The 11,443-nt window shown below is 38.2% G+C and carries 12 protein-coding genes; 10 read left to right on the forward strand and 2 right to left on the reverse strand.

What is annotated here, in order from left to right; genetic code table 11:
- Positions 1-597: 597 nt before the first annotated feature.
- A complete protein-coding gene (locus tag ACFIMC_RS00630) occupies positions 598-849 on the reverse strand; it encodes a DUF1150 domain-containing protein (protein WP_012754519.1) in 252 nt (83 codons plus the stop codon).
- 26 nt (positions 850-875) lie between these two features.
- A complete protein-coding gene (locus ACFIMC_RS00635; protein ID WP_375612819.1) occupies positions 876-1,307 on the reverse strand; it encodes an Hsp20 family protein in 432 nt (143 codons plus the stop codon).
- Between the two features lie 120 nt (positions 1,308-1,427).
- On the opposite strand from ACFIMC_RS00635, the gene nth reads away from it, so the two are divergent.
- From nth to ACFIMC_RS00685, 10 genes are all read left to right on the forward strand, one after another.
- Entirely contained in the window at positions 1,428-2,168 is a 741-nt protein-coding gene (nth, locus tag ACFIMC_RS00640; protein ID WP_375611411.1) for an endonuclease III, read from the forward strand.
- Between the two features lie 155 nt (positions 2,169-2,323).
- Positions 2,324-2,527: a 50S ribosomal protein L35 gene (rpmI, locus tag ACFIMC_RS00645; RefSeq protein WP_183193590.1), complete on the forward strand. Its 204-nt coding sequence runs from the start codon at positions 2,324-2,326 to the stop codon at positions 2,525-2,527.
- A 33-nt stretch (positions 2,528-2,560) separates the two neighbouring features.
- Positions 2,561-2,962, forward strand: coding sequence for a 50S ribosomal protein L20 (gene rplT / locus ACFIMC_RS00650; RefSeq protein ID WP_012754515.1), 402 nt, complete (start codon positions 2,561-2,563; stop codon positions 2,960-2,962).
- 94 nt (positions 2,963-3,056) lie between these two features.
- A complete protein-coding gene (pheS, locus tag ACFIMC_RS00655; protein ID WP_375680930.1) occupies positions 3,057-4,139 on the forward strand; it encodes a phenylalanine--tRNA ligase subunit alpha in 1,083 nt (360 codons plus the stop codon).
- A 32-nt stretch (positions 4,140-4,171) separates the two neighbouring features.
- Positions 4,172-6,586, forward strand: coding sequence for a phenylalanine--tRNA ligase subunit beta (gene pheT, locus ACFIMC_RS00660; protein WP_375671731.1), 2,415 nt, complete (start codon positions 4,172-4,174; stop codon positions 6,584-6,586).
- Positions 6,587-6,876: 290 nt separating this feature from the next.
- Positions 6,877-7,785 carry a metal ABC transporter substrate-binding protein gene (locus ACFIMC_RS00665; protein WP_375671730.1) on the forward strand — a complete coding sequence of 303 codons (909 nt, stop codon included), beginning with the start codon at positions 6,877-6,879 and terminating at the stop codon, positions 7,783-7,785.
- Complete coding sequence (locus ACFIMC_RS00670; protein WP_375615605.1) at positions 7,782-8,612, forward strand: manganese/iron ABC transporter ATP-binding protein; 831 nt, start codon at positions 7,782-7,784, stop codon at positions 8,610-8,612. The genes ACFIMC_RS00665 and ACFIMC_RS00670 overlap by 4 nt, the downstream gene beginning before the upstream one ends.
- A complete protein-coding gene (locus tag ACFIMC_RS00675; RefSeq protein ID WP_273790251.1) occupies positions 8,609-9,475 on the forward strand; it encodes a metal ABC transporter permease in 867 nt (288 codons plus the stop codon). The genes ACFIMC_RS00670 and ACFIMC_RS00675 overlap by 4 nt, the downstream gene beginning before the upstream one ends.
- Positions 9,472-10,377: a metal ABC transporter permease gene (locus ACFIMC_RS00680; protein ID WP_273790250.1), complete on the forward strand. Its 906-nt coding sequence runs from the start codon at positions 9,472-9,474 to the stop codon at positions 10,375-10,377. Before ACFIMC_RS00675 ends, ACFIMC_RS00680 begins: the two co-directional genes overlap by 4 nt.
- 411 nt (positions 10,378-10,788) lie before the next feature.
- On the forward strand, positions 10,789-11,175 hold the full coding sequence (locus ACFIMC_RS00685) for a YbaN family protein (protein WP_273790249.1): 387 nt from the start codon (positions 10,789-10,791) through the stop codon (positions 11,173-11,175).
- Positions 11,176-11,443 lie beyond the last annotated feature (268 nt).

Here is an 11,443-nt window from a genome sequence, read left to right on the forward strand (position 1 = left end):
CTTTCAAACGCATTCATAAAAATATCTTTTAAATAATGATGACGCATTATCTCATGCTTTTGTTTTTACACTCTTCAATAGAGCTACTCCCCTCAGGAAGAACAAAACACACCAAACAAAATACACTTGTATAGCCTTTATACTCATTTTAAAGAGACATCTTTCAATGCACTCGAGCCCATTTCACGATAGCGCCTATGAATGGTATAACAGCCCCCGTGAATAATATAAATCTATAAGGGACATCTTCACACTTATGAAGAAGAAAACTGACACCATCATACATTTTTTTATCCCCATATCGTGAACGTCCTTGGTAATTGAGACAATTAAAAAGAGATATTTTTATTCCTTTCTTCAAGTGTTTTTATCCACATGGCTCTCCCTGCTTATGACATCAAGCAAGTGACTTTAATTGTTTCAATATAAGAAGATCTCAAATGAGAGAACCTTACGATATTCGGGACTCTCATTCCAGTTGTAAAAAATTAATTATGAATATAAATCAATACTTAATCTAATTATAACTCACATTACACCCTTTACGAAAAAACAGATAGAATTTATAAAGAGTACAGCTTTTTCTCGTAAGGTAATCTAGTGCAGAGTTACAATTTGTAGTTCATGCTCATTGGCTCCAGCAAGGGCGATAGAACGCTCATCGGATAAAATGATAGGATAACCTGTTTCACCAAAGAGAGCCCATATCGTAATGCCTGGGGTCATTGGTGGAAGATCTGGAAAGTTTTTAGCCAGATCATCTGTACAAACTTTTTTTAAATAGGCAATCTGTCCCGCATCAGAGTAGGATGTGTTCTGAAACGACAAGTTTTGTTTGTGTTCTCCCATTTCACTGTTCCTTTACGCCTTAACTTTTATGACTCACCACTACTGACTTTAATTGGAATCTGTTTTATTTCTTTTTTTAATTTTGGTTGATACAGATTAATTGATAAAAGACCATTTTTCAACTCTGCATTTGTAACATGCATCCCTTCCGCGAGAACAAAGGTTCGCTGGAATTGTCGCGCAGCTATACCGCGATATAAATATTGATGATTTTGGTTGTCTGTTTGTTTACCATGAATAACCAATTGATTATCATCGAGTAAAATATTAAGATGGTTAATCTTAAATCCAGCAACAGCCAAAGTTATCCGGATATGATTTGCATCATCACTTTTATGCAAACGTTCAATATTATAGGCTGGGTAAGCCTCATCAGCTTTACCGATACGTTGCAATATTTTTTCTACGGTTTCAAACCCTAAAAGAAAAGGATTGGAGAAAGGCGTCACATGTGTCATTCATGAGTATCCTCTTTAAAACGGCTTTACTTGACCAAACTCTATAAAAGTGTTCGCTGCACTCCTCTCATATGGCGAGCGTGAATGATAACTTCAAGAGAGAAGATTTAAGAGAGTTCAATGCCTCAAAGTAACATAAAATTATCAAAGGTGCGAAATTTATCTAGTATATTGTATAATAAAGATGAAATTGCGGAAATATTTCGCCGTTTTTCTGTGCAACGCCCAACACCTAAGAGTGATCTTAACTACATAAATACTTTTACACTTTTAGTTGCCGTTGTGCTTTCGGCTCAAGCGACAGATGTAAGCGTTAATAAAGCGACAAAAGAATTATTTTGCCTTGCTGATCAACCGGAAAAAATGGTTGCATTAGGGGAAGAAGAAATAGCAAATCATATCCGTTCAATTGGCCTTTGGCGTGCAAAAGCACGTAATGTTTATGCGCTTTGCAACTGTTTAATTGATTATTATGGCGGTCAAGTACCCGATACGCGTGAAGCACTCATGGCCCTTCCTGGAGTGGGGCGCAAAACGGCTAATGTGGTCTTGAATGTTGCTTTTGGTCAGCCTACATTGGCAGTAGATACACATATTTTTCGCTTAAGCAATCGTCTTGGTTTGGCGCCTGGAAAAACACCAGAAATTGTTGAGAAAAAATTATTAAAGATTATACCGGTTCATTATATTCGCCATGCGCATCATTGGCTGATTTTACATGGTCGCTATATTTGTCAAGCCCGTAAACCACAATGTACGCAATGCATTATTGCCGATTTATGTAAAGCAGCCATCAAAACAAATGCAATTCCAGCACCTTTGGTTGAGCTTCACGGCAATGGAGCGCCGATTTTTTTGTAATACGGTCTTGCTATTTTGTGTATACTAGCTTATGAAAACGTCTTTAAGAGCCGCCCGGCAGGGCATGCCGTGGCTGTTTAAATGCTTGTTCAAGCGTTGGTCCGCTTGAGTGAATAAAATGTTTGATTGAATAAATTAATGTACGGAGTAGCAAAATGCCCAAGATGAAGACCAAATCATCCGCTAAAAAGCGGTTTAAAATCACTGCGTCAGGCAAAATTAAAGTAGCAGCTGCCGGTAAGCGCCACGGCATGATTAAGCGTTCGAATAAATTTATTCGCGATGCACGTGGAACAATGGTTTTGTGTGAACAAGATGCTAAAAAAGTCATTCAGCATTATTTGCCGAATGGTATTTAAACCTTACGCTTTTGATTTTGAGGAGATTATAATATGGCTCGTGTGAAAAGAGGTGTGACAGCACACGCTAAGCACAAAAAAGTTCTTAAACAGGCTGAAGGTTTTTACGGTCGTCGTAAAAATACCATTCGTGCAGCTAAAGCAGCGGTTGATCGTTCAAAGCAATACGCTTATCGTGACCGCAAAAATAGGAAACGTACTTTCCGTGCTTTGTGGATTCAGAGAATTAATGCGGCTGTTCGCGCAGAAGGTTTAACTTATGGACGTTTTATTGATGGCTTATCAAAAGCCGGTATTGAGGTTGATCGTAAGGTTCTTTCAGATATAGCAATCCATGAGGCAGAAGCATTTTCTGCTTTAGTTGCTTCGGCAAAAAAAGCTTTAGAATATTTAAAAGATACGACACCTAATGCTTTCGAAGGCGCTGTCAAATAAGCCAGTCGTGTTCTCTTAAAGCATTCATTTATTCGAGGTCCCGTGCTGGCTATTGCGAGTGCGGGTTTTTCTTTATTAAAAAATAGGCAAAAATATGAATGATATTGAGCGTCTGGAACAAGAAATTTGTTTAGCCTTAGAGGCAGCAGGTGATGAACAAGCACTTGAAGAAGTGCGTATTGCAGCATTGGGTAAAAAAGGTAGTATCTCTGAAAAATTAAAAGAATTAGGAAAAATGGATGCTGGCGAGCGCCATAAAGTTGGACCAGTTCTTAATGGATTAAAAAATCGCATTTTAGAATTATGGGCACAAAAGCGTGATCTTCTGAAAAGACAGGCAATGGATGCCCGTCTTTCTCGTGAAACAGTTGATGTTACCTTGCCTGTTCGCTCTTCACCTATAGAACGGGGACGCATTCATCCTATTTCACAAGTGATTGAGGAAATTATTGCCATTTATACAAAGTTGGGTTTTTCTCTTGCAGAGGGACCTGATATTGAAACAGATTATTATAATTTTACAGCATTGAATTTTCCTGAAGGGCATCCAGCGCGTGAAATGCATGATACCTTCTTTTTTGATGTTGATAAAATGGGAGAACGAAAATTATTGCGAACCCATACATCACCCGTACAAATTCGCACACTAGAAAAACAAAAAGCACCGATACGAATCATTATTCTTGGAAAAACTTACCGCATGGATTCGGATGCAACACATTCTCCCATGTTCCATCAGGTCGAGGGTCTTGTCATTGATAAAACCTCCACCATTGCACATATGATGTGGCTGCATGAAACTTTTTGTAAAGCATTTTTTGAAGTTCCCTCTGTAAAAATGCGTTTTCGTCCCTCTTTTTTCCCTTTTACCGAACCATCTATGGAGGTAGATATTCAATGTGATCGTTCTGGTTCAGAAGTAAAGTTCGGAGAAGGGCAGGATTGGTTGGAAATTTTAGGATGCGGAATGGTGCATCCCCAGGTGTTGAAAAATGTTGGTTTAGATCCAGATGAATATCAAGGTTTTGCATGGGGCATGGGCATTGATCGTATTGCCATGTTGAAATACGGTATGCCTGATTTGCGGGCTTTTTTTGATGCTGACCTGCGTTGGTTAGACCATTATGGCTTTCGTTGCTTTGATATGCCTGCTTTTTTTCCTAATAGAAATGTGTGATCTTAGTCATCGCTTTCATGTGAGGTTTTAAAATGAAGTTTACATTGTCTTGGTTAAAAGATCACTTAGAAACAAATGCATCTTTGAATGAAATTTGTGAAAAATTAACCGCTATAGGTCTTGAGGTTGATTACGTTGATGATCGGTCTTCTTTAAAAGGTTTTGTGATTGCAAAAGTTTTAACAGCAATAAAGCATCCTGATGCAGATAAACTTCAAATTTTATCAGTCGATACAGGGACTTCCACACCTGTTCAAGTTGTCTGTGGAGCACCAAATGCACGCGCAGGTCTTGTTGGTGTTCTGGCACTACCAGGCACTTATATTCTAGGACTTGATGTAACATTATCTGTAGGAAAAATCCGAGGTGTTGAAAGTTTTGGGATGATGTGTTCACAAGCGGAGCTTGAATTATCAAATGAGCATGATGGGATTATTGAACTTCCAGAAGATGCACCTATTGGAGGTTCATTTGCAGCTTATGCTGGTTTAGATGATCCGGTTATTGATATTGGTTTGACCCCTAATCGTTCCGATTGCACAGGTGTTCGTGGTATTGCACGTGATCTTGCTGCCGCTGGAATGGGAAAATTAAAAGAATTATCCTTGTCAAAATTTGATCCTTCCTTTGAAACACCTCTCGATGTTTCATTAGATTTTTCGCAAGATTCATCATTATGTTTAGGTTTTGCTTGGCGTGAAGTGCGCAATGTTCAAAATGGTGCATCACCACAGTGGATGCAACAGCGTTTGAATGCAATTGGTCTGAGACCGATTAATGCGCTTGTTGATATGACCAATTACATCAGTTTTGACCTTGGTCGTCCGCTCCATGTTTTTGATGCAGATAAAATTAAAGGTAATTTGTGTGTACGTTGCGCGCGTGAAGGAGAGCAGCTTCAAGCACTGAACGGAAAAATCTATCATCTGGGCCCTAAGAATTGTGTCATTGCAGATGACGAGGGGGTTGTTTCGATTGCCGGTATCATGGGCGGTGAAAGAACGAGTTGTGATGAAACAACACATCGCATTATTATTGAATCGGCGCTTTGGGATGCGCGAAGCATTGCACAAACAGGAAGAGCATTAGGTCTTATTAGTGATGCACGTTATCGATTTGAACGAGGTGTTGACCCGGCTTTTATAGAAACAGGACTTGAGATTGCAACAGAATTGGTCTTACGTCTTTGTGGTGGTGAAGTATCTAAAAAGAAGATCGTTGGCTATCAGCAACAAGAAATCAAACAGATCGCTTTTCCTTTTTCTGAAATTAAACGTTTAACAAATTTGGAAATAGAACCTGAAAAAGTCATCTCTATTTTAACAAAACTTGGATTTTTTGTTGAAGGAAAAGGAGAAGTCGTTACGGTAAAAGTACCATCATGGCGCCCTGATATTATGGGTAAAGCCGATTTGGTGGAAGAGGTTATGAGAATTTATGGGTTAGATAAAATTAAACCTATTCCTTTGGAAAACTTTGCAGAAGGAAAAGATCAAATTTTAACATGCGCACAAATTCGTTTACGTGCTACACGTTTGGCTCTAGTGCAACGTGGTATGAAAGAAGCGGTGACATGGTCTTTTATTTCTGAAAATCAAGCTCTTGCTTTTGGAGGAGGTCAAGAAGAGCTTAAATTAGTTAATCCTATTGCTGCTGATATGTCAATGATGCGTCCTTCCCTTTTACCTGGCTTGATTATGGCGGCACAAAGAAATGCTGATCGTGGTTTTTCCGATCTTGCTTTGTTTGAAGTTTCAAGTATTTATGAGGGCGACACCCCTGATAAACAACACCGTGTTGTTAGTGGAATTCGTCGCGGAACAGAGCAATTTAAAGGGGCTGGGCGTTTTTGGAATGGAAATGCAACCGTCGTTGATGTTTTTGATGCCAAAGCAGATGCTTTAGCTATTTTAGAAGCATGCGATATGGATGTTGGGAAAGTGCAGATTGAAGTTGGAGCACCGGATTGGTATCATCCTGGTCGTTCAGGTGTCATAAAACTTGGATCAAAGATTATTCTTGGTTTTTTTGGTGTTTTTCATCCTGCTACATTAGAAAAGTTAGATGTCAGTGGCCCTTTATGCGGCTTTGAAATTTTTCTAGATCGAATTCCAGAATCAAAGAAAAAAACGACCAAAAGCCGTCCTCCTTTGAAACTCTCACCTTTTCAAATGGTGCGGCGTGATTTTGCCTTTATAGCGGATAAAACTGTTGCCTCTTCTCTTATTATTCGGGCGGCAAGTGGAGCCGATAAAAAACTTATTCATTCAGTGCAGGTTTTTGATATTTTTGAAGATTTAAGCTTTGGTGAAGATAAAAAATCTGTTGCAATTGAAGTAACTATTCAGCCCATAGAACGGACTTTAACAGATGAAGATTTAGAAAAGCTTGCCTCAAAGATCGTGGATAATGTTACCAAAATGACAGGTGCATATTTACGCTACTGAGTATTCTCATTTTTTATGAGATATTTTACATGAAGTGGGAGCTTGTTTGAGTACTCCCTTTTTGTTTAGCACTCAAGAGCTATAGAGCTTCTTGAAAGGGGATTTTATTACCAAAACAAGCTGCTTAAATCATCAGTTTTTTCAATATGAAAAAACTGTTTTTAAACATCTTGAAAAGTTATTTTTTCTCTTAATCCTTCATTGCAAATGTAAAAGATAACTGCTATTGCTAAATGATAATGCAAATTATTTGCAATAAAAAGAAGGCATATAAAGGAAAGAGAGAATCAATGAACGTAAGAACGTTTTTCACCATAGTTTTTGGAAGTGTTATTTTTTTTACACCCAATTTTGCTTTGTGTGCTGGTAAATTTAAAGCTGTTACGACATTCACTATCATTGCTGATATGGCACGCAATGTAGCAGGTGATGCCGCTGATGTTGAATCCATTACAAAACCAGGTGCGGAAATTCATGAATACCAACCCACCCCACGCGATCTTATGCGTGCTCAGGGAGCTAACCTTGTATTGTGGAATGGTTTAGAGTTAGAGCTTTGGTTTGAAAAGTTTTTTCAAAATATCAAGGATGTTCCAAGTGTTGTTGTTTCAAAAGGTATTGTACCCATTAAAATTGGTGAGGGCCCCTTTAGCGGTAAACCCAATCCTCATGCGTGGATGTCACCGACCTCTGCTTTGATTTACGTTGATAATATTCGCGATGCTTTTGTAAAATATGATCCTGAACATGCTGAAATTTATAAACAGAATGCTGAAATTTATAAACAGAAAATTCGTGCAACGATTGATCCAATTAGGGCTGAATTAGAAGCTGTACCGCAAGATAAACGTTGGCTTGTGACCAGTGAGGGGGCTTTTAGCTATTTGGCGCGTGATTTTGATCTAAAAGAACTTTATTTATGGCCCATCAATGCTGACCAACAAGGAACACCACAGCAGGTCAAGCATGTTATTGATATGGTTCGCAAATACAATATTCATGCAGTTTTTTCTGAAAGCACTATTTCCCCTGCGCCTGCTAAGCAGGTTGCCAGAGAAACAGGAGCTAAATACGGTGGTGTTCTTTATGTTGATTCTTTAAGTGAGAAAAATGGTGAGGTACCCACTTATATTGATTTATTACGTGTCACGAGTGGGCGTATTAGCAATGCTTTAGTAGAGGGAATAAAAAACCAATGACGGAATGTGGAATTTTTGCCCAAGGAGTAACGGTAACATATCGTAATGGACATACAGCTTTACGCGAAGTGAATTTTGAAAGTCCAAAGGGTTCTATTACGGCATTGGTTGGTGTTAATGGATCCGGTAAGTCAACGTTATTTAAAGCGATTATGGGGTTTGTACGCCCCTCAAAGGGAAAAATTCGCATGTTTGATTTGCCCGTTGATGTAGCTTTGAAAAAAAATCTTATTGCTTATGTTCCTCAAAGTGAAGATGTTGATTGGAATTTTCCTGTCTTGGTTGAAGATGTTGTATTGATGGGGCGGTACGGTCATATGAATTTCTTTCGCTATGCCCGTACACAAGATTATGAAGCCGTTCGTATTGCCTTAGAACGTGTTGATATGCTGGCTTTTGCCAAGCGCCAAATTGGAGAACTTTCTGGTGGACAGAAAAAGCGTGTTTTTCTAGCACGCGCTCTTGCACAGAAAGCAAAAGCTATTTTATTAGATGAGCCGTTTACAGGGGTTGACGTTACAACAGAAGATAAAATCATTGCTTTGTTACAAGATCTTCGTAAAGAAGGAGCTGTGATCTTGGTTTCAACTCACAATTTGGGTTCTGTTCGTGAATTTTGTGATCATACGGTTTTAATAAAAGGAACAGTGTTAGCTTCCGGATTAACTGAAAAAATCTTTACAAAGCAAAATCTGGAAAAAACTTTTGGAGGATCTTTGCACCACCATATTTTTGACCTTCAAAGCGCAAAAAAAAATGATGTTTTCATGGGAAGAAAGCAGTCTGCAGCTTGTGAAGATATTGAAAGAGTGGAGCACGTTGCATGATTTCTTGGTTGCTTGAGCCACTGAGCTATCAATATATGGTGAATGCAATGTGGGTTTCTGGGTTAGTTGGGTGTGTTTGTGCCTTTCTTTCGGCTTTTTTGATGTTAAAAGGTTGGTCATTGATTGGTGATGCACTTTCCCATTCGATTGTTCCTGGTGTAGCAGGAGCTTACCTTTTAGGGTTACCTTTTTCACTCGGCGCTTTTTTTTCTGGTGGTCTTGCAGCAGCAGCAATGCTCTTTTTTAACCATCGGACAAAGCTTAAAGAAGATACCATTATTGGGCTCATTTTTTCTTCTTTTTTTGCCTTTGGGTTGTTTCTCAAATCATTAAAACCAATGGCCGTTAATATTGATACGATTGTTTTGGGAAATATTTTAGCAGTGAGTTCAACAGATATTCTACAATTGGCTTTTATCGGCTTTGTTTCGTTGCTTATATTGCTTTTGAAATGGAAAGATCTTCTTGTTTCGTTATTTGATGAAACGCATGCGCATGCCATTGGATTAAATGTAAAATTTTTAAAGATTCTCTTTTTCACATTGCTTGCCGCTTGTACCGTTGCTGCGATGCAAACCGTTGGAGCGTTCTTAGTCATTTGTCTTGTTGTGACACCTGGGGCAACGGCCTATCTTTTAAGTGATCGTTTCGTGAACATCTTGGTTATTGCAGTTGTAATTGGAACCTTCACAAGTATCTTGGGTGTTTATGTGAGTTATTTTTTGAATGCACAAACGGGGGGGGTTGTTGTGCTTTTTCAAGCATCTTTATTTGTTTTAGCTTTTATTTTTGCTCCTAAACATGGGTTTATTGCCGCGCGCTTACGCATAAATGCAGCAAAAAAGGGTGTAATATTATCATGATTGATCAATTACTGCTTCCGTTTCAGTTTTCTTTTATGCTTAAGGGTATGCTTATTGTCATGATTCTTTCTATTCCCATGGCGATGCTTTCCTGTTTTCTTATTTTGAAAGGATGGGCGCTGTTAGGCGATGCCATTTCTCATGCAGTTTTTCCAGGTGTTGTTGTTGGTTATATGACAACACCATGGGTAATCGCATTTTTAACTTCTTTGCCATTTGCTTGGTTTCAGCATATGCGTCCAGAGAATATTACAATGACTTTGATTACTTGCGGTGCTTTTGTTGCAGGAATGGTGTGTGCACTATTAACGGGTTTTTTAGGGAGCAATAGCCGTATCAAACAGGATACGGTGATGGGCGTGGTCTTTTCTTCAATGTTTGGTTTAGGGCTTGTTTTAGCCACGTCTATTTATAGTAGCTTAGATTTGAATCATATTCTATTTGGTAATCTCTTGGGTGTTAACTGGCTTGATATAACGCAGACGGCAATCATTTCTGCTGTTGTCACTTTTATTTTAGCAGCAAAATGGCGCGACTTTATGCTGTATATTTTTGACACAGTTCAAGGACGTGCAATGGGGTTACCAATATCTCTACTCCACTATACCCTTCTAACGATGATTTCTCTTACAATTGTTGCAGCTTTGAAAGCTGTCGGCATCGTGCTCGTTATTTCTTTACTGATAGCACCAGGAGCAATTGCCTATCTTGTCACAAAGCGGTTTTCTTTTATGTTAATGATCGCGATACTTGTTGCAGCTTTTTCTGGTTTTTTAGGGATTTATCTCAGCTTATTTATCGGCTCTGATTCTGCTTCCACAATTGTGTTGATCTTGACGTTGATTTTTATGGCTATTTTCATGATGATTTTCTTTCGTCGAAACACAGTTCAAGAAACTTGAAAGTGTTAAAATTCATGCATATCAGCCATGCATTTTTATATATTGTTTCTCATTTTTATTTTAATTAGAGTTTGGGGTGCTAGGTTATTTTTCCTCCTAATATCTAGCAGGTGAATGCAGTAAATTTTCTCCCCCCCCCCAACACTGCATTCTTAATTAAGAGGCTGCATTGATTTTTTCTGCAGCCTTTTTATTTTTTTGTTTTTCTAAAATCTCTCCTCTTTTCTTGAAATCATTTAAAATGATTATAATATTGTGTAAGCTATTCGGTATTTTCAAGGAACTTATAACAGCAAAGACACTTACGCATGAAGGGGTAGAGCGTAATTGTGCACTCAGACATGTAAACAGAAAAAAACAGATACAATGTTTTTGTATAGGGTTTTGCGTAGAGGAAAATAGTACGAGAGAATGAAAAAAGATTCGAAGATATCGCACCCTTTACGTATCTGCTATTATATAGCAGGGTGGGCGATGGTTATATTAGGTATTATCGGTGTCGTATTACCTATTATGCCAACGGTGCCTTTTTTATTGGTTGCCTCATGGTGTTTTACGCGTTCTTCTCCACGTTTTCATCAATGGTTGAATAATCATCGTATTTTTGGTCCCCCTATTAAGCGATGGGAAGAAAAAAAAGCAATCTCTCCATTCGTTAAAGTTTTTGCAATGATGAGTATGACAGGAGGATTTTTATCCTTTTTCGTAATGCTACACCCTCCTTTATGGATTTCCTTACTTGTTGCGGTTATATTATTGCTGATTGCCATTTATATTGTAACACGTCCATCTTCTTAATGATAAAAAAGGCTTTATGAGATACTCTTTTTAGCTTCGACTTATTTGTAAAAACTATGAGGACTTTTAAGTTTTGAATATAAGCTCTCCATATCCAAAATACATATGAAATAGCAAGCTTTTTGAGCGCAATTAATTAATAATATGTTTGTGAAATAATTTTTATGAACAAAGAAGATTGTTTACGAACACTCAAAATGTTCTCACTTGGTAAACAATGATAAATCACATTCATGGAAGAGAGTCATTATTTTTGTAAAGCATGTTT

The sequence above is a fragment of the Bartonella sp. AP21QHHD genome, from assembly GCF_042196205.1.
GTDB lineage: Bacteria > Pseudomonadota > Alphaproteobacteria > Rhizobiales > Rhizobiaceae > Bartonella.

Coding starts and splice junctions, on each gene's coding strand:
- ACFIMC_RS00675 (WP_273790251.1), top strand. CDS start 8,609: ATGATTTCTTGGTTGCTTGAGCCACTGAGCTATCAATATATGGTGAAT.
- pheT (WP_375671731.1), top strand. CDS start 4,172: ATGAAGTTTACATTGTCTTGGTTAAAAGATCACTTAGAAACAAATGCA.
- pheS (WP_375680930.1), top strand. CDS start 3,057: ATGAATGATATTGAGCGTCTGGAACAAGAAATTTGTTTAGCCTTAGAG.
- ACFIMC_RS00685 (WP_273790249.1), top strand. CDS start 10,789: ATGAAAAAAGATTCGAAGATATCGCACCCTTTACGTATCTGCTATTAT.
- ACFIMC_RS00630 (WP_012754519.1), bottom strand. CDS start 849: ATGGGAGAACACAAACAAAACTTGTCGTTTCAGAACACATCCTACTCT.
- ACFIMC_RS00670 (WP_375615605.1), top strand. CDS start 7,782: ATGACGGAATGTGGAATTTTTGCCCAAGGAGTAACGGTAACATATCGT.
- nth (WP_375611411.1), top strand. CDS start 1,428: ATGCCTCAAAGTAACATAAAATTATCAAAGGTGCGAAATTTATCTAGT.
- ACFIMC_RS00665 (WP_375671730.1), top strand. CDS start 6,877: ATGAACGTAAGAACGTTTTTCACCATAGTTTTTGGAAGTGTTATTTTT.
- ACFIMC_RS00635 (WP_375612819.1), bottom strand. CDS start 1,307: ATGACACATGTGACGCCTTTCTCCAATCCTTTTCTTTTAGGGTTTGAA.
- rpmI (WP_183193590.1), top strand. CDS start 2,324: ATGCCCAAGATGAAGACCAAATCATCCGCTAAAAAGCGGTTTAAAATC.
- rplT (WP_012754515.1), top strand. CDS start 2,561: ATGGCTCGTGTGAAAAGAGGTGTGACAGCACACGCTAAGCACAAAAAA.
- ACFIMC_RS00680 (WP_273790250.1), top strand. CDS start 9,472: ATGATTGATCAATTACTGCTTCCGTTTCAGTTTTCTTTTATGCTTAAG.